At 58.2% G+C, this 19,905-nt stretch carries 24 protein-coding genes; 11 read left to right on the forward strand and 13 right to left on the reverse strand.

Translation table 11 applies throughout. From position 1 onward, the window contains the following. Positions 1–117 precede the first annotated feature (117 nt). The gene (locus tag KI237_RS06740) at positions 118–1,140 is read right to left on the reverse strand and encodes a transporter (RefSeq protein WP_212799299.1); all 1,023 of its coding nucleotides are present in this window, start codon (positions 1,138–1,140) and stop codon (positions 118–120) included. Between the two features lie 361 nt (positions 1,141–1,501). Here KI237_RS06740 and KI237_RS06745 point away from each other — a divergent pair, with 361 nt between their 5' ends. After that, complete coding sequence (locus KI237_RS06745) at positions 1,502–3,127, forward strand: methyl-accepting chemotaxis protein (protein ID WP_212799300.1); 1,626 nt, start codon at positions 1,502–1,504, stop codon at positions 3,125–3,127. 79 nt (positions 3,128–3,206) lie between these two features. Here the strand turns inward: KI237_RS06745 and KI237_RS06750 are convergent, their stop codons facing one another. Continuing rightward, on the reverse strand, positions 3,207–3,512 hold the full coding sequence (locus KI237_RS06750; protein WP_212799301.1) for a PepSY domain-containing protein: 306 nt from the start codon (positions 3,510–3,512) through the stop codon (positions 3,207–3,209). Positions 3,513–3,662: 150 nt separating this feature from the next. Continuing rightward, positions 3,663–4,790, reverse strand: a complete 1,128-nt coding sequence (locus KI237_RS06755; RefSeq protein ID WP_212799302.1) for a glycerophosphodiester phosphodiesterase — start codon at positions 4,788–4,790, stop codon at positions 3,663–3,665. 246 nt (positions 4,791–5,036) lie between these two features. On the opposite strand from KI237_RS06755, the gene KI237_RS06760 reads away from it, so the two are divergent. Then, on the forward strand, positions 5,037–5,363 hold the full coding sequence (locus tag KI237_RS06760) for a DUF2025 family protein (RefSeq protein ID WP_212799303.1): 327 nt from the start codon (positions 5,037–5,039) through the stop codon (positions 5,361–5,363). Between the two features lie 334 nt (positions 5,364–5,697). On the opposite strand, the gene KI237_RS06765 is transcribed toward KI237_RS06760, so the two are convergent. Together KI237_RS06765 and KI237_RS06770 are read right to left on the reverse strand one after the other, a co-directional pair. Then, positions 5,698–6,012, reverse strand: coding sequence for an antibiotic biosynthesis monooxygenase family protein (locus KI237_RS06765; protein ID WP_212799304.1), 315 nt, complete (start codon positions 6,010–6,012; stop codon positions 5,698–5,700). Beyond that, a complete protein-coding gene (locus KI237_RS06770; protein ID WP_212799305.1) occupies positions 6,009–6,719 on the reverse strand; it encodes a CTP synthase C-terminal region-related (seleno)protein in 711 nt (236 codons plus the stop codon). Before KI237_RS06770 ends, KI237_RS06765 begins: the two co-directional genes overlap by 4 nt. Before the next feature lie 14 nt (positions 6,720–6,733). On the opposite strand from KI237_RS06770, the gene KI237_RS06775 reads away from it, so the two are divergent. Both KI237_RS06775 and KI237_RS06780 read left to right on the forward strand, forming a co-directional pair. After that, positions 6,734–7,681, forward strand: coding sequence for a LysR family transcriptional regulator (locus tag KI237_RS06775; protein ID WP_212799306.1), 948 nt, complete (start codon positions 6,734–6,736; stop codon positions 7,679–7,681). Between the two features lie 93 nt (positions 7,682–7,774). After that, positions 7,775–8,308, forward strand: a complete 534-nt coding sequence (locus tag KI237_RS06780) for a DUF1003 domain-containing protein (RefSeq protein ID WP_212799307.1) — start codon at positions 7,775–7,777, stop codon at positions 8,306–8,308. A gap of 22 nt (positions 8,309–8,330) precedes the next feature. On the opposite strand, the gene KI237_RS06785 is transcribed toward KI237_RS06780, so the two are convergent. Then, the gene (locus KI237_RS06785; RefSeq protein WP_212799308.1) at positions 8,331–8,939 is read right to left on the reverse strand and encodes a TetR/AcrR family transcriptional regulator; all 609 of its coding nucleotides are present in this window, start codon (positions 8,937–8,939) and stop codon (positions 8,331–8,333) included. A gap of 185 nt (positions 8,940–9,124) precedes the next feature. Between KI237_RS06785 and KI237_RS06790 the strand changes: the two genes are divergently transcribed. Beyond that, entirely contained in the window at positions 9,125–10,183 is a 1,059-nt protein-coding gene (locus KI237_RS06790) for an MBL fold metallo-hydrolase (protein ID WP_212799309.1), read from the forward strand. A gap of 20 nt (positions 10,184–10,203) precedes the next feature. Here KI237_RS06790 and KI237_RS06795 read toward each other — a convergent pair whose 3' ends face one another. Together KI237_RS06795 and KI237_RS06800 are read right to left on the reverse strand one after the other, a co-directional pair. Then, positions 10,204–10,521, reverse strand: coding sequence for a helix-turn-helix domain-containing protein (locus KI237_RS06795; protein ID WP_212799310.1), 318 nt, complete (start codon positions 10,519–10,521; stop codon positions 10,204–10,206). Positions 10,522–10,606: 85 nt separating this feature from the next. Then, positions 10,607–11,383, reverse strand: a complete 777-nt coding sequence (locus KI237_RS06800; RefSeq protein WP_212799311.1) for an AraC family transcriptional regulator — start codon at positions 11,381–11,383, stop codon at positions 10,607–10,609. A 113-nt stretch (positions 11,384–11,496) separates the two neighbouring features. Between KI237_RS06800 and KI237_RS06805 the strand changes: the two genes are divergently transcribed. From KI237_RS06805 to KI237_RS06815, 3 genes are read left to right on the forward strand one after another with little or no spacing between them, the layout of a single operon-like run. Continuing rightward, a complete protein-coding gene (locus KI237_RS06805; RefSeq protein ID WP_212799312.1) occupies positions 11,497–12,312 on the forward strand; it encodes a sulfite exporter TauE/SafE family protein in 816 nt (271 codons plus the stop codon). Positions 12,313–12,355: 43 nt separating this feature from the next. Continuing rightward, a complete protein-coding gene (locus KI237_RS06810) occupies positions 12,356–12,706 on the forward strand; it encodes a hypothetical protein (RefSeq protein ID WP_212799313.1) in 351 nt (116 codons plus the stop codon). 30 nt (positions 12,707–12,736) lie between these two features. Next, on the forward strand, positions 12,737–13,432 hold the full coding sequence (locus KI237_RS06815; RefSeq protein WP_212799314.1) for a DUF6933 domain-containing protein: 696 nt from the start codon (positions 12,737–12,739) through the stop codon (positions 13,430–13,432). Positions 13,433–13,461: 29 nt separating this feature from the next. On the opposite strand, the gene KI237_RS06820 is transcribed toward KI237_RS06815, so the two are convergent. Next, entirely contained in the window at positions 13,462–14,454 is a 993-nt protein-coding gene (locus KI237_RS06820) for a hypothetical protein (RefSeq protein ID WP_212799315.1), read from the reverse strand. A gap of 336 nt (positions 14,455–14,790) precedes the next feature. Here KI237_RS06820 and KI237_RS06825 point away from each other — a divergent pair, with 336 nt between their 5' ends. The 3 genes from KI237_RS06825 (at position 14,791) to KI237_RS06835 (ending at position 16,533) form a co-directional block, all read left to right on the forward strand. Then, positions 14,791–15,036, forward strand: coding sequence for a type II toxin-antitoxin system Phd/YefM family antitoxin (locus tag KI237_RS06825; protein WP_212799316.1), 246 nt, complete (start codon positions 14,791–14,793; stop codon positions 15,034–15,036). After that, the gene (locus KI237_RS06830; protein WP_212799317.1) at positions 15,033–15,419 is read left to right on the forward strand and encodes a type II toxin-antitoxin system VapC family toxin; all 387 of its coding nucleotides are present in this window, start codon (positions 15,033–15,035) and stop codon (positions 15,417–15,419) included. The genes KI237_RS06825 and KI237_RS06830 overlap by 4 nt, the downstream gene beginning before the upstream one ends. A gap of 232 nt (positions 15,420–15,651) precedes the next feature. Then, positions 15,652–16,533, forward strand: coding sequence for a LysR family transcriptional regulator (locus KI237_RS06835; RefSeq protein ID WP_212800570.1), 882 nt, complete (start codon positions 15,652–15,654; stop codon positions 16,531–16,533). 64 nt (positions 16,534–16,597) lie between these two features. On the opposite strand, the gene KI237_RS06840 is transcribed toward KI237_RS06835, so the two are convergent. The 4 genes from KI237_RS06840 to KI237_RS06855 all read right to left on the reverse strand — a co-directional run bounded on the left by KI237_RS06840 (position 16,598) and on the right by KI237_RS06855 (position 19,749). Next, on the reverse strand, positions 16,598–17,218 hold the full coding sequence (locus KI237_RS06840) for a LysE family translocator (RefSeq protein ID WP_212799318.1): 621 nt from the start codon (positions 17,216–17,218) through the stop codon (positions 16,598–16,600). Between the two features lie 283 nt (positions 17,219–17,501). Continuing rightward, positions 17,502–18,749, reverse strand: coding sequence for a ribonucleotide-diphosphate reductase subunit beta (locus tag KI237_RS06845; RefSeq protein ID WP_212799319.1), 1,248 nt, complete (start codon positions 18,747–18,749; stop codon positions 17,502–17,504). Between the two features lie 489 nt (positions 18,750–19,238). After that, on the reverse strand, positions 19,239–19,454 hold the full coding sequence (locus tag KI237_RS06850) for a hypothetical protein (RefSeq protein ID WP_212799320.1): 216 nt from the start codon (positions 19,452–19,454) through the stop codon (positions 19,239–19,241). A gap of 31 nt (positions 19,455–19,485) precedes the next feature. After that, positions 19,486–19,749: a DUF2790 domain-containing protein gene (locus KI237_RS06855; protein ID WP_212799321.1), complete on the reverse strand. Its 264-nt coding sequence runs from the start codon at positions 19,747–19,749 to the stop codon at positions 19,486–19,488. Between the last annotated feature and the right edge of the window lie 156 nt (positions 19,750–19,905).

The following is a 19,905-nucleotide window of genomic DNA, read 5'->3' on the forward strand; positions in this document are numbered from 1 at the left end:
ATAGATCTGGTAGATCCGCGCTTTTACAAAGCCTGGGCAGGATACAGCAGGAGAAATGACAAAAAGACTTTTAAATCCCGTCGGACCGACAAAAGGGATTGTCTAGACACGTCATGTTCAATAGTCACCTCGCTTGCGAAATGCCCAGCGGCCGGCAATCAGAGTGAAGGTTGCCACCAGCGCCACCAGGATCCAGAAGCCTTCGGGATCGCTGGCAAGCGGCACGCCACCGACGTTCATGCCAAAAAAACCGGCAATGATGTTGATGGGCAACGCCAAGACCGTGACCACCGTCAGGGTGAACAGGGTGCGGTTGCTTTGTTCGTTGAGGTTGGCGGCGATTTCTTCCTGGAGCAGCTTGATCCGTTCACTCAACGCGGTGAGGTCGTTGATGATCAGGGCGAACTCCTCGGTGGATTTGCGCAGTTCCTTGACGTCTTCTTTCTGCAACCATTGCGGCGGTCGGTTGAGCAGACGTAGCAATGAGCCCGGTTCCAGGGCCAGCAAGCGCTGCAAGCGCACCAGCACCCGGCGGTTGCTGCCCAGCTCGGCGCGGTTGGTGGACAGCCGCGAGGACAGCAACTGATCTTCGACCTGGTCGACGCTCAGGCTGGTCTTGCGCACGATCTGGGTCAGCACTTCGCCTTGGTCGCGCAGCAAGTGCACGAGTAATTCCACTGGCGAGCGAAAGCGCTCGCCAGCCTTCACCGACGAGCGCAGCTTGTCGACCGAGTGCAAAGGTTGCAGCCGTGCGCTGACGATCAATCGACTGTGCACGCAAACCCACAATGTGGAGACGTCCGAGGACACCAGGTTGCTGAGGTTGAACACGACATCGTTCACCACGGCCAGCAACGCCGAGTCGACATGCTCGATGCGGGTCGAGCGCGAGCCTTCGTGCAAGGCTTCGAAAAACTCCTGGGGCAGGGCCAGGTGACCTTTCATCCAGCGCTCGCACGCAGCGTGGGCCAGGTTCAGGTGCAGCCAGAGGAACTCATCCGAGTCTTGCGGGTGTTGCAGGCTCTGTAAGGCCTGGGCTGAATCGATCTCCTGCCCGCGTTCGCCGGGGCGGAAACGGAACCCGTAAAGCAGGCCGAACAGGTCCGGATCTCGGTGGCTTTGGTCGATGCTGTGGTTCATGAAGTCTCGCTGGCGGGAAGTGCCTGTCGCGGCTACAGGTTCACTTGAGCGTCATCTTCGCAAGCTTTCTTGATGGTTTTGTGACAGTTGTGCAGTGCTGCCAAACCGGCAGTGACCGGGAGTTGTGATGTCCATCGATGAAGGATGGCGCAGATCGCTGGGCTTTGGTTGTCGCATCGTTTTTTGAGGTCGGACAACTGACCACTATCGTTGGCTACCGATGGTCGGGAAGGCTCAAGAACGGCCCTTACAGGCCGATGGCCTGTACACATCTACCGCACTCGGTTGCGGTACGAACATGGAGGTCGGGACACGTCGTTCCGGGGGTTCGATTATTTTTTCTTCTCAAGAGATCCTCTCTATGTTTCTACAAAAATCCCTGAGAGCCCAAATTCTCGCCCTGCTGAGCGGTAGCCTACTGGCGATGCTGCTGATCGCCCTGGCGTCCTTTCATTTCCTTTCCAACGGTGTTCAGAACTATCGCAACCTGATCGATGGTCCACTGCGTGCCTCGCAGTTGATCGACGAGGCCAACCTGCAGTTCAAGGTGCAGGTGCAGGAATGGAAAAACGTCCTGTTGCGCGGCAAGCAGCCGGCGGACCTGGATAAATACTGGAAGCAGTTCGAGGAGCAGCAGCGCGATGTCCAAGGCATCCTTGGCGAACTGAGCGGGCAAGACGGTGTGCCGGCCTCCATCAAGACGCGTATCGATGCCCTGCGCGATGAGCATCGTCAGTTGGGCGCGGCCTACCTAAAGGGCCGTGATGCATTTGTCGCCTCGGGTGGCGATGCCGCAGTGGGCGATGCGGCGGTCAAGGGCGTGGACCGTGCGGCCAGTGAGCAAATGAGTGCGCTGGTGGTGGAGTTGCGCAAGCTGGGCACCGAGCAATCGATACTGATCAGCGCCGGTGCCGATCGCACGATTATGCTCGGTACGGTGATCATGCTGGTGTCGGGCGTGCTGATCGGGTTGTTCAGTCTGTGGCTGGTCAATCGCAATCTGGTTCAACCGATCCGTAACCTGATCGACTACGTGACCCGACTCAGTCATGGGCGTTTCGCCGAGCGTGTGACGAGCAACCGCCAGGACGAGTTGGGTAATTTGGCGGTAGCGGCCAACACATTGCGTGATTTCCTGGCCGAAACCTTTACCCGCCTGCAACGCAGTGCCACCGAACTGGACAGTGCCAGCGGCGAGCTCAACACCATCGCCAGCCTGATGAGCCAGGGCACCAACGAGCAATTCGAACGCACCGATCAGGTGGCGACGGCGATGAACGAAATGTCCGCCACGGCCCAGGAAGTGGCCCGTCATGCCGCCGACGCGGCGCGGGCGGCCGATGATGCCGATCAATCGGCGCAACAGGGCGAGAAGGTCATGCAGGGGACCATCCACACCATCACGCGGATGCGCGGCGAAATCGCCAACACGGCCACGGTCATCCGTCAGTTGGAAACCGACAGCGGGCGTATCGGCAAGGTGCTGGAGGTGATCCGCGGGATCGCCGAACAGACCAACCTGCTGGCCCTCAACGCGGCCATTGAAGCAGCGCGGGCCGGGGAGGCGGGGCGCGGTTTCGCGGTGGTTGCCGATGAGGTACGCAGCCTGGCCCAGCGCACGGCCTCGTCGATCATCGAGATCAACCAAATCATCCAGACTGTACAAACGGGGGCGGTGGACGCGGCCCATGCCATTGAGAGTGGGCAGTCGCGCAGCGAAGAAAGTGTGGAGCAAGTGACCCAGGCCGGTGCGATGCTCGAACGCATCACCCAGGCTGTCGAAGCCATTCGCGACATGAACCGCCAGATTGCCACCGCAGCCGAAGAGCAGACCTCCGTGGCCGAAGACATTTCCCGCAACCTGACGGAAATCACCGGCATTGCCAGCACTAACCTGGACAATGTGCAGCGCACCGAAGCTGCCAGTCGGAACTTGCACGGCTTGTCGGGGCAGTTGAATGAAGTGACAGCGCGGTTGAGTGCCTGACGGTCGTTCGCGACAGTGATTGATAAACGCAAAGAAGCCGCGCAACCCTAAAGTTGCGCGGCTCTTTTTTACTGATGGATCAAGTGTCTTGCTTGTTGCTCAGGACTTTTCCGGTCGTGGCATCAAAGTCCACGTCGAATTCTTTACCGTCGGCGGTTTTCAATTCGACTTCATACTCATAACCGTTGAAGTGATTGTCCAGGTCGGTGTCGGTGATGGTCGCGCCCGGGTGCAACTTCAGGGCTTCTTCATTCATCGATTCAAGCGACTTGATCTTGCCTTCCTTGACCAGTTGTGGGATCTGGTCAACTCGCACATCCGCCTGGGACAGGCCAGCGGTGAGGGTCAGGGCGGCAGCGGTGAACAGGGCAGTCAACGTTTTCATAAGTTCTTTCCTTGGTGTCATTAAGGGTTGAGTCGTTTAAGTGGGGCCAGATTATCTGTGGCAACTTAATTCACCCTTAATTCGAAAAAACTCCTGAAGTGCCGGGTAGGGCCTATGGGGCAAAGTCCTCCCCCATAGGCGTGTTCGAGTTCAGTAGCCGTTCTTTTCCAGCAACTGCGCGACGCTGCCAGTCTGTGGGCGCTTGAAATAGTTGAGCAGTTCACTGGCCCGGTTGGTGAAGATCCCATCGACGCCGGCATCCAGCACTTTCTTGAAGTCCACCGCTTCGTCCACGGTGTAGACATGCACCAACAGACCCTGGTCATGGGTGTACTGGTTCATCCACGGCTGCACCAGGTCCGCGTAGCTCTGGCTGCCGCCATGGGTCAACGCCGCGGACGGCCCAGTACCAATGGCGCCCTGGGCCTTGGCGTACTGAATCCATTTTTCGAATTCAGCCTTGTCCTTGGGTTCCTGCCTGGCGTAATAGGCGGCCTTGTCCGTTTCGCCGGACTCGGCAAAAGGCACCTTGGACTTGGGCTCGATGTTGCCTTCGCCCACCCACAACAGCAGGATCTTCGGCACCTTCGGCATCTCTTTGTGCAGCAGTTCGAGGCTGCTCTTTTCAAAGGTCTGCAAGACCACTTTACCCTTGCCCTGGCCGACCCCCGTGGCCCGCTTGGCCAGTTTCGACCCGGCCGGGCTCAGCCAACCGCGGTCCTGCAATTTGTCCTTCAGGTCGCGCTCGATGCCTGGGAACAGCTTCGGCTCCTTGGTTTCGACGTACAGCCCGGGTTTTTGCTGGGGATTGCCCTCGGCGATATTGATCACTTCATCGAGGGTCAGGATTTTCAGGCCCACGAACGAAGGGCGCGCGCGGTCCGGGTAAGCGGTGTTGAACCAACTGCCGGCATCGAGGGTTTTGAGCTCCGCCATGGTGAATGCGTTGGCGGTGCTGTCCTTGCGCTCGGGGAATTTGACCGCGACATCCGTGGTGCGCAGCAGGCTGTCGTCATGCAGGACGAACAACACGCCGTCCTTGCTGCGTTGCAGGTCCAGTTCCAAGTAGTCGGCGCCCAGGTCGCGGGCCAGCTTGTAGGCGGCAGCGGTGGATTCCGGCGCGTCGAACGAGGCGCCGCGGTGGGCGATCACGGCGGGGTGAGGAATGCCCTGGAGGGCTGCCAGGGCCTTGGGGCCAGGGGCCTCGGACGCTTGGGTCTGGCCGAAGCCGAGCAACAGGCTCAGCATCAAGGCGGTGCGGGTGAAGGTGACAGGCATGCTCGAAATCCTTTCGTAGGTGTATGCAAAAACCTATCTTTTAGCAACTGAACGCTGTCGGCGCTATCGCCATACCGACATAAACCTGTGCAAAGCAGATTTTTCCCACGCATTTGCAGGATGCTTTGCAGTACCCTTGGCAGCATCAGTTTCCCCGGCAGAGGGAAACCTTAAATCCTGTGTCCGCTTGCCCTGCGTGTAAACCATCGATCAGACGTCCCCAGGGACGCATCCATGAGGTTTACCATGCGCACCACTTCGACATTCATCTGCCAGGCCGCCGACCAGCTCAAGGGGTTTGTCGGCTTGAACCGCAAGACCGGCCAATACATCGTGCGGTTCAGCGAAGACGCTTTCGGCATGGACGTGGCCGACGACGGCATCATCCCCACCTGCGAGTTTGTCTGGGCTCCCGCGGCAGACGGCACCATGGCCCTCAAGCGCGAGCGAATCCAGTTGTTGCAGGACCTGCACATCGACGACCGGATCAACCTCACCGAACCTTTGCGGGTGTACATGGCGCGCAGCGATCTGCCAGAAATCGTGGCGGTACGGCAGTTGGTGGAAGGCTGAGCCCCAATCTTGAATTGAGCGGAGATCCTGTGGGAGCAAGCTCAGCTCCCACAAGGGATTTGTGGTGAAGGCAGGATCTGTTAACACTCGAGATTCCGTGTGGGAGTGAGCTTGCTCGCGATGGCGGTGTGTCAGTCATGGTGATGTTGGCTGATCCACCGCTATCGCGAGCAAGCTCAGCTCCCACAGGGATTGGTGGTGAAGGCAGGATCTATGAACACTCGAGATTCCGGGTGGGAGCGAGCTTGCTCGCGATGGCGGTATGTCAGTCACGATGATCTGGGCTGATCCACCGCTATCGCGAGCAAACTCCCACAGGTTTTTTATCCTGGCATCAGGTTTGGCGTCGGAACGCATAATCGCGTTCGACCTTGCACACCCTCGTATGGCAATGGATATACCAGGTGGAGCGGCCGCGCTCGCGGATCGCGCTGTGTTCGGGATGCTCCTTCCAGGCCAGGATCGCAGCTTCATCGCTCCAATAGGACACGGTAATCCCCAGACCATCGTCGCCACGGGCCGACTCTACGCCTAAAAATCCGGGCTGCTCCTGGGCAAGGGCGAGCATGCGCTCAGCCGCTTGGGCGTAACCTTGGTCCCCCTCAGTGCGCAGGGAGGTGAAAATCACCGCGTAGTAGTGGGCACTCATCGTGTTGTCCTGGCGCAGGCTTCGACAAACGCGTTGATCAGTGGTGGTACGCGCCCCTCCAGCGCAGCACGCTCAGGCTGGAAAAGCGTCGCGACAAAGAATGGATGATCGTGCAGCTCTACCGCTCGCAGATCGCCGGCCGAATCGCGGGCAACGGCACGCAGGCGCTGATTGAGCAAGTCTTCTTCAAAGTCCGGGTTGACCCCGAAGCGGCAGTGATAGCCCTCGAATACCATCTGGCGACCATAAGCCTTGGCAATCAACGAGTCTGCATCGAGCTGAAGGCTGTCGATGGTTTCGATCAAGGCACAGCTCAGCGGCGTCAGCAGCGCGCGCTCAGCCTCGGGGTCGGTTTCGCCATGGGCGGCATCGGCCCACCCCATCACGTTGCGGGCGTATTCCAGCACGGCATGTTGAAAACCACCGCAGGTACCCAGGAAAGGGCGACGTTGTTCGCGGGCAAAACGAATCGCCTGCAGGGCGCCGTTTTCGTTTCGGTAGGGGCTGCCCGGCACGCACCAGATACCGTCGAAGTCCTCTAGCACTGCGTTGTCGGCGATGAGCGGCGTTGCTAGCCATTGGACGCGAATATTATGGCCGGTTTGCCCACCGGCCAGCTCAAGTGCGATGGGGATCGCGCGGTGAGCGGTGATGTGTGGGTCGTGGTCGCCGACCAGGGCGATGTGTAAAGGACGCTGTTTTTCCATGAGAGACTCGCCGCTTGTTGATTCCTGGTCGCCACTATAGATTGGCGTTCACGCAATCAATATTGGCGTTTACCCAAGTGATCAATGCAGCAGCGCACTATCGTCTGGACTATCCCGACCTGTCCCTGATCCTCGCACTGGTCCGTGGCGGCTCACTGGCCCGGGCCGCTCGATTGCTGCAGGTGGACGTGTCCACAGTGTTTCGTTCGGTACGTCGGCTGGAGGCGGCCCTGGGTCAGCCCTTGTTTGAAAAAAGCCGTTCCGGGTACTTGCCCACGAACCTGGCCCAGGCACTGGCCGAGCAAGCCGAGCGCGCCGAACAGGCCTTGGAGGCGGCGCGGGTGGGTGTGGAGCAGGGCGGCGAGGTCATCAGCGGGACGGTACGCCTGACGTGCAGCGACTCGGTGCTGCAAGCGTTGCTGCTGCCTGCGCTGGCGCGCTTCATGCCCGCTTACCCGGCGTTGACCCTTGAGCTGAGCACCTCGAACGACTTTGCCAACCTGAGCCGCCGCGATGCCGACATTGCGTTACGCCTGACCCGTACGCCGCCGGAACACCTGGTCGGTCGAAAGCTGGGCAACGTGGCTTACCGGGTATGTGCCAGCGCCACCTACCTGCGCTCGGCGAATACGGATGACCTGGCTTCCATGATCTGGATCGCACCGGACGATTTCCTCCCGGATCACCCCACGGTAGCCTGGCGCCGCCAGCATCTGCCCGGCGTGGTGCCCGCCTATCGCTGCAACAGCATGCTCTCGGTCACCGAACTGGTGCGAGCTGGCTTGGGTGTGGCGGCGCTGCCGGACTTTCTGATAGATGAACACCAGGGCCTGATGCCCCTTGGCGAACCGCTGGAGGGGTACGACACAGCCCTGTGGCTACTGACCCGCCCCGACTGCCGAGCCTTGCGCTCGGTGGTGACCTTGTTCGATGAGCTGGGGCGCAATCTGCGCTGGCGCTGACTTTTAACGGGCAATGTGTGCATGGCTCAATGGATGACGTTCCTCCAACGGTTATAGTGCCTTGCGCACCAGCCCTTGGCAGAGAACATCACGATGACGAAGTCTTCCCAACCCACTCCCGCCGCACCCGTTGACCACTTGCGTTTTCATCGCCCCCACGCGCATCTGGCGCCGACCTTTGGCAATGACCGCTTTGCGCTGAGAGCGGAGGCGTTCGCGCGTTTTTTCGGGACGCCGATGTTCCTCGGTGCGCAAACCCTGATCGTGCTGCTATGGGTCAGCCTGAACCTGGTGGGGGTCTTTCATTTCGATGCCTACCCGTTCATTTTGCTGAATCTGGCGTTCAGCCTGCAGTCGGCCTATGCCGCGCCGCTGATTTTGCTGGCACAAACCCGTCAGGCTGCTCGGGACAAAGCCCAGGCGGAAGCCGATGCCCAGCATCGTGAAGCCTTGGCCATCGCCAACAGCGAGCGTCAGGCCCAGGCCGCGCAGAATACGGCGCAGTTGCTTGAGTTGTTGGAGCAGAACACCCGCCTGACGGAAATGACCAAGGCATTGACCGAGCGTATCGACAACTTGACCACTGAAATGCATCAGAAGGTCGTGCACACCCCATCGGTGCAGTAGCCCTTCATTCCAGGGTTCTTGATCAGGCTTGGTAACGGCTCAGGAACATGTCGAGTGCCGACTCGATTACCTGCGCCTGTTCGTCCGCGGTCAGGCTCGGTTGGCCCATTGAAATCTGCGGCCAGAAGGCAAACGTCTTGAGCAACCCGTGCATCTGCTGGGCGGCAAACGCCGGCTCTGCGGGTTTCAACCGACCATCGGCCTGGGCCTGGCGAATCCAGACAGTCAAGCCTTCCTCGCGCTCGCCCATGCGCGCAACCATGTCCTGGGCCCGCTCAGGGGAATGAATGGTTGCCGCGATGGCAATGCGCGCCAGATCGAGAAAATTCTCGCCCGCCAGCAAGTGCAGCTTGGCTTGCAACAACGCCTGAAGCTGCTCCCGAAGAGGTTTTTCCGAGCTGTAGGCGGTGTCTTGTTCGGCCGTGATGCTGTTCCATAACCGATTGAGGATTTCGGCAAACAACGCTTCCTTGCTCGGGAAGTGGTTGTACACCGTGCGCTTCGACACGCCGGCCGTCGCCGCGATCCTGTCCATGCTGGTGATTTCGAAACCGCTGCTGCGAAATTCGGCAATCGCGGCCTGGAGAATGGCTTCGCGTTTTCGTTCGGTGAGGCGCTGCGGTACGGTCATGGGCACTCGTCGGTCGAGAGAGGGAAATTACACTCGGTAGTTTACTTGCTCCCGGGATTCATGCAATCTAGAAACTACACCGACTGGTGTAGTTTTTGTCGTGAACGGCTGAGCGAACCTCGCAGCCATCAAACGTCCCACAAAGGCGAAGCGTAATTCGACGACGTCCCTGGAGTGATCGCACCATGAGTATTCCGTCTTCCGCGACCGACAGCGCGGCCGCCAACCCGGCTTCCCGACACGAACAAGGGAAGTACCACAATCACGCCCATACACCGCGGGAAGGCTTCGGCCAGATGCTGCGCATCATCTGGAACATGCTCCTGCACAAGCCGCGTACCACCCGTCCTGCGGGAGCCATCACGGTCCAGCCGCTGACACGTGCCAAGTTGCTGGCAGCCCCCAACAACAGCGTCTTCCGCCTGGGCCACTCCACCGTCCTGCTCAAGCTGCGCGACAAATTCTGGCTGACCGACCCGGTGTTCTCCGAGCGCGCTTCTCCCGTGCAGTGGGCCGGGCCCAAGCGTTTTCACCAACCGCCCATCAGCCTGGAAGAGCTGCCGCCGATCGAAGCCGTGATCCTTTCCCATGATCATTACGACCACCTCGACCACCAGGCCATCCTCAAGCTCGCCGCCAAGACCCGGCACTTCCTGACACCCCTTGGCGTGGGTGACACTCTGGTCAAATGGGGTATCGAGGCCAGCAAGGTGCGTCAGCTGGATTGGTGGCAGGGGACCGAGGTGGACGGTATCGAATTCATCGCCACGCCCTCGCAGCATTTTTCCGGTCGTGGCCTGTTCGACGGTAACGGCACGCTATGGGCTTCCTGGGTGATGATCGATGGCGGCACGCGGATTTTCTTCAGCGGCGACACCGGTTATTTCGATGGCTTCAAGCGCATCGGCGCGCAATACGGCCCCTTTGACCTGACGTTGATGGAAACCGGCGCCTACAACGTCGATTGGCCCCACGTGCATATGCAGCCCGAGCAAACTCTCCAAGCGCATATCGACCTCAGGGGCCATTGGCTGCTGCCGATCCACAACGGCACCTTCGACCTGGCAATGCATGCCTGGTATGAACCCTTCGATCGCATCCTGGCTCTGGCGTGGGAGCGCAACGTGTCCATCACCACGCCACAGATGGGCGAAGCCTTCACCTTGAACCAGCCGCAACGTGGCCGGGCCTGGTGGCTGGATGTGGAGGCCGCGGCCTATCAGAACCAGACTGGCGCTGCCTGACACCTGAAGACTCGATCCGATTATTCGATCATCGCATAGTCGGGCCGCCCCATCGGGTCCGGCGTGGCGCCTTTGATATTCATGCCACGCCCTGGTGCAAAGCCGGGGAAGAAGACCAGGCCCTCGGCTTCAAGACAGAACGCGAGCGCCAGGCGTGTCACATCGAGCAACTCGCCTCCCGCTTCGAAGCGCCGGATAGCCTTGACCGAGACCCCGGACTGGCGGGACAACTCCTCGACACTCCAGCCCAGCATCGCTCGGGCCTGTGCGCTGTGTGCAGGGGTGAATTGATAGACGGCGATGCGTTCAAGAGTGGTTTTGATTGCGAGAGAGGCCATGGGGTACTCCAAAGCTGTGGGATTCAAAAAAAGCACTGTGTTTTTGTACAGTTGTTTTGAGTCCCGATCAATCTCATTTTTTTGATCAATGACCGGCGGTCTTTTCCAGCCAGGCGCTCGGGGCGTGACCCAGTACCCGGCGGAACATGGTGGAAAACGCGGCGGGGCTGTCGTAGCCCAGATCCAGGGCAATGCGGGTTACCGAATCGCCTACGGCCAATCGAGACAATGCCGACATCACACACGCCTGTTGCCGCCATTGGCTGAAACTTACCCCGGTTTGCTGGCTGAACAGGCGGTTGAACGAGCGCAAGCTGATAGGTAACTGCGCCGCCCATTGCACGGGCGAGACGTGGGCGTTGGGGTGTTTCAGAAATCCCTGACACAGGCCTAGCAGACGCGGGTCCTTGGGCAGTGGAAGGTGCAGCGGCAAATGCGCGCTGCGGGCCAGTTCGTGCAGCAACAGATTGATCAATGCACCGTCGCGTCCAACCTCATCGTAGTCCGGCGCAAGCTCCACGGCTTCCAGCAGCAACTGGCGCATCAAGGGCGACACATTGATGACTTGGCAGCGGGTGTCCATGGCCGTTACGGCGGCCGGTTCGATATACAAACTTCGAGTGCTGACGCCCAGCATCAGTACCTCATGGGCAACCCCGGGCGGTATCCACACCGCCCGTTGCGGCGGCACCACCCAATTGCCATCCGACGTGCTGACCTGCATGACCCCGGTGGCGCCGTAGAGCAACTGCGCGCGCCGGTGGGTATGGCGCGGCAACCGGTGACCGTCGGGGTAATCCGTGCCGATAGCCACTACAGGCCGTGGCGTGTCGTCCAGCAGGTCAATCGAAACATTGCGCATCGAGCGGTATCCAGCGATTGGCGTAAACACAAACATTATTGGCTTACTTGCTGAAGCAGGCCAAGCCCCATCGCTCTATCGTCGTCCTCTCTCAAATTAACGGATGGCGCGCGATGTTCTACCTCTTGCTGGCACTCTTCGGCTGCATGACTGGCGTCACTGCCGTGTTGTTCGGCTTCGGCGGCGGATTCGTCGTGGTGCCCTTGCTATACCGCATGCTCACCGCCAGCAACGGCGCTGACGACCCTATCGGCCAATCGGCGATGCACATTGCCGTGGCGACCTCGACCTGCGTGATGATCGTCAACGCGCTGATCGCCACCGCCAAGCATCACCGCGCTGGTAACCTCATTCGCCACTACGTATGGCCGTTGGGTGGCTTCATCGGCCTGGGCGCTACCGTTGGAGCCGTTGCCGCGATGTGGGCGAGTGGCGAAATCATTCGCTATGCCTTCATCGTTTATCTGGGCGTGACCATTCTGGACTGCTTGTTCAGGCGCGGCTTTCTGACACAGTCTGAGGCTGTAATCCCACGGCGATTGGGTAGGGCAGAGGTATCGGCAGGCGGAATCAGCATCGGTGCCATCGCCACTTTTCTGGGTGTAGGTGGCAGTGTCATGACAGTGCCGTTGCTGCGCCGTTGTGGGCTGAACATGTCGCGCGCGACGTCCATGGCTAACCCGTTGAGTTTGCCGGTTGCGGTCGCCGGAACTGTTACCTACATGGCTTTGGCGAGCTTCACCGGGACAGATCTTGGCACTTGGTACATCGGTTATGTCGACTTGCTGGCTTTTGTTGCACTCACCTTCGGCGCGCTCCTGGGCATCCGTCTGGCGACGCCATGGATCGGGCGGATACCGGATCGATTTCACGCCTGGGTCTATATTGGATTGTTGGTTATTGTGATGCTGGGTATATCGATACAATAAATCGCTGCACGGCGTTGTTCGAAATCTAGTGGAGGAGAATGGCATGTCGATATCCGACGTCGACTGGAAACATTACAACAAGCTCCGCGATCTGGCGCTGGAGCGCTTCTGCCAAGGCGTTCTTGCTGATGCTCAGACAATCGCTCAGAACGACGCAGTGTCAGCTCACGCGAGATATCGTGTGCTTTATGGCCTCATGCGAGAGCGGGACAAGAGCCTGGCGATGGCATTCAACGTATCTCGACGTCGAGACATCTCGTTGTCCCTGAGATTGCTGATTGCATACGACCTGCTGAGCGATCAGGAACTGATGGTTCTGAGCGAGGAGTTACGTGAAAGGGTTTCTGACGCTGTTCGCCAACCTTTTGAGATCGAATGGCCTGAAGAGGAATAGTATTTTCGAACATTTTTTCCGAGAACCTGAATGTTGATCTTCAACTGCACCGAAGCCGCCAGCAACTTCTTCAGCCGCGTGAGCAAAGGTAAGAAAATTACTCCAGTGGAGAAACCACCATCATCTGTGATCGAGAATGATGAGGTGGTTGAGTTGGTCGAGCAGTGGCTGGTGCATGCCACCACTGTGCAACGTAAACATGTGCTGTTCGTCATTCATGTGCAGACCCGTTACTGCATGATTTTCGCCGATGCTAAAAAAGCAGACGTCGAAGGTTTTGTTCAACGGTTTTCCGAGCGATGGATCGACGGCCTGATGCGCCACGCGGGGCAGCACGACCTTCTTCGCTGGGTCGATGGCGAGTCGATGATGGCGCGGTTCCAGGAAAGTTGTCGTGAGTACATCTTTTACAAACGCGGCCATCGCGGTGCGCAAAAGCACCTCAACGAGATTTCCTGGATTTTTGAGGGCTGTGCCGCCGAATGGGGCACGTTACCCTCAGATGAATTCTCCGCGGGTCGCTTCGATGGCAATATGAACCAAACCCCGAGGAGCAGTAAGGGGCGCAAGGACTATTACTACGCGGATGAAGAAATGATCGTCCACTGGTTGCGGCGTTATAGCGACTTGGACGAGCCCGCCGTCCAGGCAGCACGTGAACGACGCATGGAAGTGAAACGGGAAATATGGGCGTTCGAACGGCAACTTGCCCAAGAGGCGCAATAAAGAATGCGTAGCGCTAGCCTAAGGCGAAGTTACTTATCGGCCAACCCCGGCGCCTCCCGAATAATGAAGTGATCCAGGCTCTCGATATTCGCACTGAACACCCCGAACGTCTGCTCGGGGTTTTTCTTGCTCGGCACTTGCCTGAACTCCGGCGTGACGCCATAGAAGAAGCAATACAACGGCGCGTCACTGTCGATGGCGTGCTTGATCTCTTCCAGGAATGCCTTGCGCTTGCGGTAGTGATCGATCAGTTTCTTGCTCAGGTAGACGTTGACCGAATAAGGTCTCTTCTTCGCCTCGCCCGGTTGCTTGACCCAGACCTTTTGTTCGAAGTCGACGCGAAAACTGGCGCTGTGATAATCCTCGATCTTCTTGATCTTGCCCCAGTAGATCAGCCCCTTGTTATCCAGCAGGAACTCGATTTTCTTGAAAAAAGAACTGTAGGGCGCCGTGTGCTCGCCGATCTTCAGCGGCATGCGCTTGAGCAGTTCCTTGTCTGCGAAGTTCGACACGAAACATTCCACTGGATGGGCAAAGACGCTGGTCTTGTCGGGCGTTGAATCCCGTGAGGCACGTGCATCGTCCCCGCTGGAAGAGGCATTAGCCGGCGCGGGTCGAAGGGTTTCGACTTCCTCTGGCAGATCGGACGGTTTGCGCGTGTACTGACGCCGAGTCAGCAGCAGTTCCGACGGAAAGTGCTCTTCACGGTCGTCATCCGTGCCGGCCTCATCGCCCCCCATGCCCACCCCAGGCGCCTTCGGGCTGACATAAGGACAGCCCTCGATGTGCCGCGTGCTCGGTTGGTTCTTGAAATGCGGTGTGCGGATGTAATTGACGTTCTTGGCATTCAACGTCGTCAGCCCATTGTTCTCGTCAAACGCCACGCGACAGGCATCGTTGGGGCACTGAAAGCGCTCCTTGGCCGAGTCGAAATCCATGGTCTCGTCGAAATTGAGATCCCGAACGTCATAGATCGAAAGCTTGGCGTCGAGGCTGAGACAGTAGGCGGTGTCGAATTTCATCGGGGCTCGGATCCGTGAGAGGACGTGTATTAATACCGAAGGGCAGGGCGGGTTGCACTCAAAGTTTCAACACGCCACAACCCCCCTGTGGGAGCGAGCTTGCTCGCGATTCCCAAAACCAACTCGGCCACCCGTTGTGCCCTGACCTCAACCCGTGGCGAGGGAGCTTGCTCCCGCTGGGCTGCGATATAGGTAGTCCGTTCCAAGACCAATGCTGAGCGACATCCCATAATGATTGCGGCTTGAGGTGCCATTTTTGACAAGCGGTCAGCCCGATATCTTGCTTATCCAAAATCCTCGCCTTAGGCTAGCTTAGCTAACCTGTGGAGGTGACACATGAGTGAACTGGTGCAAGTAAATATGCACGAAGCAAAGTCCCAACTTTCCCAGCTCGCTGAGCGTGCATGGCATGGGGATAAGGTGGTGATCGCCAAGGCCGGTAAGCCTTATCTGGACCTGCTGCCTCATATCGATACACCTAGGGCTCGCAAGCCTGGGCGGTTAAAGGGCAAGATCCGGATGTCTGCGGATTTTGACAAGACGCCCGGTGACATCATCGATGGATTTGAGGGCAGTTTATGAGGCGTCTGTTGTTAGATACCCATGCGTTTCTTTGGTGGCTGTCCGATGATCCTGCTCTGGGCGCAGAGGTTCGGCAGATGATCGGGGAACCACGTAATCAGGTCCTGGTGAGTGCCGCTTCGATCTGGGAGATATCGATCAAACAGGCTAAAGGGATGCTTGAAGCTCCAGAGGATCTTGAGGCACTAGTCGAGGATGAGGGTTTTACCAAACTGCCGATTTCATTGTTCCATGGACAGCAGGCGGGCAAGTTACCGGAAATTCATCGTGATCCATTTGATCGGATGTTGATTGCCCAGGCTCAGGCGGAGGGACTGGAGTTAGTCACAGCGGACGGGGTTATTCCGCAGTACGGGGTGCGGGTGGTTTCGGCACGGTTGTGAGGCCAAGGCGTGATGCAGGTGTTCAGAACCGGCGATTTTTTTTAAAACAAGGCAGCAATCGAGCCCTGCACCAACCTATGACCTGCACCGTGGCGAGGGAGCTTGCTCCCGCTGGGCTGCGCAGCAGCCCCAATTCCATATCACCAAAAAACCTCCGCTCGTAACGTGGCCTCTAGATATTTCGAGTAGAAATAGATGGGGATCGATTTTCCATTTGGGGTATGTCATCAACATGGATTGGGATGATTTGAAGGTTTTTATCTTCGTCGCTAAATCGAACAACGTGACCGAGGCCGGAATTTCGCTCAAGGTTTCGGCCTCGACGGTGTCGCGCAAGATCGCGGCGCTTGAGGCATCGCTCGGTACGGTATTGTTTTCGAAGAAGACTAACGGCTACTTTCTGACTGAAGCGGGAAGAGCGTTGCTGCCATTGGCACTGGAAACGCAGGAGCGTTTCAAACTGATCGAGCGGCAGATGTCGCAACCGGCTGATCGGCTGGCGGGACAGGTGCGCATCGATTGTCCGGAACTGATGGGCACGCACTTGATCATTGCGCAACTCGCGGCATTTCATGATCAGCACCCCGAGATCAGCTTCGACTTCATTAATTCGGCGGTGTCATCGAAGCTCACGCAGAGCCACAGCGACATCATTATCCGCTTGCGCAGACCGGAGAACGGTAACTTCACCATGCGCCGGGTCGGGACACTGATGCAGGGGCTTTTCTGCTCCCAGGCTTATGCCGATGCCAACGGTCTGCCGGCCGAGCCCGCCGACCTCAAGCACCACAGCCTGATCGGCTGGACCGAAGAAATGTCGTATATGCCGCTCGCCCAATGGTTGAGCGAAATGACCGGAGACCAGAAGCTGTGGATGCGCGTTTCAAACCTGAATGCGCAACTCAAGGCAGTCGAGGCCGATCTGGGGATTGCCGCGCTACCTGCCTATGTCGGATATCAGTCCGGTCTGTGCCAGGTGTTGGCCAATCGCCCTGCTCACCGTTCGGAAATCTGGTTGCTGCGCAATCAGGCGACTCAGGGCGTGAGCCGCGTTGATCGAGTGGTGGAGTATCTGACGGAGCTGTTTCACGGCAACGCGGCCGGCATGCACTGACGACTGTCTTTGAAATTCACGTCGGCGGCTTCGACGGCAGTACGCAGCGGGCATAGGAGCCTCCTTAAAGCGGGCCGATGCGCAGGAAAATCCATACAGCAACCGCCATCAGCATCAGGCCGAACGCAGCGTTCTGGAACATCAGCAACTTGGGGCGGGACTGGATCAGTTTCTGCACGGTCGACCCCATCGACACCCAGACGACATGCGAGAAGAAGTTCAGCGAAATCAGCGCCGCACTGAGGATCAACACAACAATGCTGCTGCTCTCGCCGGAAGGCATGAACGTGGAAAACATCACCAGCAACATCACGATCCCTTGCACGTTGCCCAGCTGTACAACAATGCCGTCCCGAAATTGCAGGTGCATGGCCTTGTCGGTGGGCGCCTTCAGTGGACGACGCAGCATGCGCACACCCAGCCATAAGATGTAGAAACTGCCCACCACTTGCAGTGCCCATACCAGCGTCGGATTGTTCATCAGCGTGTGATAAAGGCCTAAGCCGACCAGCACGGCGATCAGGAAGTAAGTAATGTCGAGCCCGACGATAAACCGCACCGAACGACGTACACCGCTTTGCGCACCCGACGTCGCCACCATCAAGTTGCCAGGGCCTGCGCTCAGGGTCAGCGGAACCATGGTCGATAGCCAAAGCAACCAGTTGATGCTGAAAATTTCTTGCATGTTGTCTTCCTTAATCACAACGCGGACTTAACTCCGGCAAGTCTAATTCGCAGTTGCTTCTAAGGTTATAGCGAAGAGCGCAAGGCGGTTTCCCATAAATGGGGGAAGCGTGGGCGCAGGAGGGTGGTTTCCGTCACCTTCGGGTGAATCGACGTTTCGGGAAGACCAGGGGGAGAAGGCAATCGTCCTGGAGTTAAACGCGGTCTTGTTTCCGTAGAATACAAAAAACCCCGTTTTCACGGGGTTTTTAGTTACACGAGCAGCCTAGGATTTTTCTTTCGAATCAATCCCAGCTCAAAGCCCCACCCGTCTGATACTCAATCACGCGTGTCTCAAAGAAGTTCTTCTCTTTCTTCAAGTCCATGATCTCGCTCATCCAAGGGAACGGGTTAGTCGTGCCTGGGTACTCTTCCTTCAAGCCAATCTGCGACAGGCGACGGTTAGCGATGAACTTCAGATAGTCTTCCATCATCGCTGCGTTCATGCCCAGCACGCCGCGAGGCATGGTGTCGCGAGCGTATTCGATCTCCAGCTGGGTCCCTTGCAGGATCATCTGGGTCGCTTCTTCCTTCATCTCGGCATCCCACAAGTGTGGGTTTTCGATTTTGATCTGGTTGATCACGTCGATGCCGAAGTTCAGGTGCATGGATTCGTCGCGCAGGATGTATTGGAACTGCTCGGCGACGCCGGTCATTTTGTTGCGACGGCCCATGGAGAGGATCTGGGTGAAGCCGCAGTAGAAGAAGATGCCTTCCAGGACGCAGTAGTAGGCGATCAGGTTGCGCAGCAACTCTTTGTCGGTGTCCGGGGTGCCGGTTTCGAACTTCGGATCGGAAATCGAGCGGGTGTATTTCAGGCCCCAGGCGGCTTTTTTCGCGACCGATGGGATCTCGTGGTACATGTTGAAGATTTCGCCTTCATCCATGGCCAACGATTCGATGCAGTACTGGTAGGCGTGGGTGTGGATCGCCTCTTCGAAGGCCTGGCGCAGGATGTACTGGCGGCATTCCGGGTTGGTGATCAGGCGGTACACGGCCAGGACCAGGTTGTTGGCAACCAGGGAGTCGGCGGTGGAGAAGAAGCCCAGGTTGCGCATTACGATGCGGCGCTCGTCGTCGGTCAGGCCTTCCGGGTCTTTCCAGAGGGCGATGTCGGCGGTCATGTTGACTTCTTGCGGCATCCAGTGGTTTGCGCAGCCGTCCAGGTACTTCTGCCAGGCCCAGTCGTATTTGAACGGCACGAGCTGGTTGAGGTCGGCGCGGCAGTTGATCATGCGCTTTTCATCGACGGCGACACGTGCGGAGGCGCCTTCGAGTTCGGCGAGGCCTTCGGCGACGTCGAGTTTGTCGAGGGCGGCCTTGGCGCGAATGATCGCGGCCGAGTCGCTGGCCGTCACGGCCCGGGCTTCGAGGGCGGCGGCACCGCCGGCGCTGTCGAGGCGGTCCATGTTGGCTTCAGAAGCGTGGCCGGCGTTGGCGCCTTTTACAGCAACTTCGCCGTCTTCTTTGTCGAATTCGTCCCAGCTCAGCATGACGTGTCGTCTCCTGCGTGAGGGCCAGATGCCCGATGAGGGCCTACTGGCCGCGGTGGATCTTGAAAAATCGTTTGTTGCAGCAGCTGACGCAGGCAATAAACAGAAAAATGTACGGGTCATTCCGGAGCGGCTGTGAACGCGAGGAGATGATTGGCCCCCGCGTGGGCTCCAGGCTGGCGTGATCCCCTGTAAGGGAATATTGCAGGCCCGTTTGAGGCGGCATTATAAGGGCTTTTTTGCCTACGTGCTGCGGCGAAATGGCTCACAGAAGGGACAGCGAAGGGCATACCCGCGTGGGAGCGAGTGTTTACAAGGCTTTGGCCGCTGAAGATTTTTTTTGCAGGGATCGGATGGCGGTTTTTTTTGATCAAAAAAACAGCGTTTTTTGCGGTTTTGCACTACATGTTGTGTTTGTGGAGGGTTTTAGGCGCTTAAAGACACAACCAGGCCCGATCGAAACCGGGCCGTGGAAAATGCCATTGATGATCAATCGGTCTGGGCGGAACCGACGCGATCGCTACCATCTGAGGCGACGGTGGTGGGGGCAGTGGTGTTGTCGTCGTCAGCAGCAATGGTGGCGGAATCCGCCACGTCATACCGACTGATCGCGGCGGCGGAACCGGTGCGATCAAACCCGTCGGCGGCGAAGGTGTTGGCGGCCAGTACGGAGAGGGCCAATGCGAGGATCAGTTGGGTTTTCATGGTGGTTGCTCCGGATTCGTTTAAAGGTTGATCAGCCGTTGGAGCAGCCGTTGCCCATGATGCTGTAGCGCAGGATGTGGCGCTGGCCCTTGGAATCGTCGTATTCCATCTTCGCCGGGACCACTTCGCAGACGTTCGGGATATCGCTCATGTAAATGACCTTGGCGATGTCCAGGTGGGTGGAGTAGGTGTACTCCTCAATGGCCGGTTTTTGCTGTGCAACATCGGTCGGGACCTCGTCTGCCATCGCGGTGGCGCAAAGGCTGCCGAGGACCAGAACCCATAAAGCTTTCATCTGTATTTCACCTTTCTTGAGGTCGAGTGGGGTCACGCAACCTTTTTGGGGTTGCGTGTGGAGCTTGGTTTTGGAGGTTGGATTAACGGCCTTCGTGGGGGCTGTGTTGCGTTAATCGTGTTTGCCGGTTGGCGAGGTGGATTTTAGGGGGTTGGA

Source organism: Pseudomonas sp. St316 (assembly GCF_018325905.1).
Taxonomy (GTDB): domain Bacteria; phylum Pseudomonadota; class Gammaproteobacteria; order Pseudomonadales; family Pseudomonadaceae; genus Aquipseudomonas.

Coding starts and splice junctions, on each gene's coding strand:
- KI237_RS06740 (WP_212799299.1), bottom strand. CDS start 1,140: ATGAACCACAGCATCGACCAAAGCCACCGAGATCCGGACCTGTTCGGC.
- KI237_RS06745 (WP_212799300.1), top strand. CDS start 1,502: ATGTTTCTACAAAAATCCCTGAGAGCCCAAATTCTCGCCCTGCTGAGC.
- KI237_RS06750 (WP_212799301.1), bottom strand. CDS start 3,512: ATGAAAACGTTGACTGCCCTGTTCACCGCTGCCGCCCTGACCCTCACC.
- KI237_RS06755 (WP_212799302.1), bottom strand. CDS start 4,790: ATGCCTGTCACCTTCACCCGCACCGCCTTGATGCTGAGCCTGTTGCTC.
- KI237_RS06760 (WP_212799303.1), top strand. CDS start 5,037: ATGCGCACCACTTCGACATTCATCTGCCAGGCCGCCGACCAGCTCAAG.
- KI237_RS06765 (WP_212799304.1), bottom strand. CDS start 6,012: ATGAGTGCCCACTACTACGCGGTGATTTTCACCTCCCTGCGCACTGAG.
- KI237_RS06770 (WP_212799305.1), bottom strand. CDS start 6,719: ATGGAAAAACAGCGTCCTTTACACATCGCCCTGGTCGGCGACCACGAC.
- KI237_RS06780 (WP_212799307.1), top strand. CDS start 7,775: ATGACGAAGTCTTCCCAACCCACTCCCGCCGCACCCGTTGACCACTTG.
- KI237_RS06785 (WP_212799308.1), bottom strand. CDS start 8,939: ATGACCGTACCGCAGCGCCTCACCGAACGAAAACGCGAAGCCATTCTC.
- KI237_RS06790 (WP_212799309.1), top strand. CDS start 9,125: ATGAGTATTCCGTCTTCCGCGACCGACAGCGCGGCCGCCAACCCGGCT.
- KI237_RS06795 (WP_212799310.1), bottom strand. CDS start 10,521: ATGGCCTCTCTCGCAATCAAAACCACTCTTGAACGCATCGCCGTCTAT.
- KI237_RS06800 (WP_212799311.1), bottom strand. CDS start 11,383: ATGCGCAATGTTTCGATTGACCTGCTGGACGACACGCCACGGCCTGTA.
- KI237_RS06805 (WP_212799312.1), top strand. CDS start 11,497: ATGTTCTACCTCTTGCTGGCACTCTTCGGCTGCATGACTGGCGTCACT.
- KI237_RS06810 (WP_212799313.1), top strand. CDS start 12,356: ATGTCGATATCCGACGTCGACTGGAAACATTACAACAAGCTCCGCGAT.
- KI237_RS06815 (WP_212799314.1), top strand. CDS start 12,737: ATGTTGATCTTCAACTGCACCGAAGCCGCCAGCAACTTCTTCAGCCGC.
- KI237_RS06820 (WP_212799315.1), bottom strand. CDS start 14,454: ATGAAATTCGACACCGCCTACTGTCTCAGCCTCGACGCCAAGCTTTCG.
- KI237_RS06825 (WP_212799316.1), top strand. CDS start 14,791: ATGAGTGAACTGGTGCAAGTAAATATGCACGAAGCAAAGTCCCAACTT.
- KI237_RS06830 (WP_212799317.1), top strand. CDS start 15,033: ATGAGGCGTCTGTTGTTAGATACCCATGCGTTTCTTTGGTGGCTGTCC.
- KI237_RS06835 (WP_212800570.1), top strand. CDS start 15,652: ATGGATTGGGATGATTTGAAGGTTTTTATCTTCGTCGCTAAATCGAAC.
- KI237_RS06840 (WP_212799318.1), bottom strand. CDS start 17,218: ATGCAAGAAATTTTCAGCATCAACTGGTTGCTTTGGCTATCGACCATG.
- KI237_RS06845 (WP_212799319.1), bottom strand. CDS start 18,749: ATGCTGAGCTGGGACGAATTCGACAAAGAAGACGGCGAAGTTGCTGTA.
- KI237_RS06850 (WP_212799320.1), bottom strand. CDS start 19,454: ATGAAAACCCAACTGATCCTCGCATTGGCCCTCTCCGTACTGGCCGCC.
- KI237_RS06855 (WP_212799321.1), bottom strand. CDS start 19,749: ATGAAAGCTTTATGGGTTCTGGTCCTCGGCAGCCTTTGCGCCACCGCG.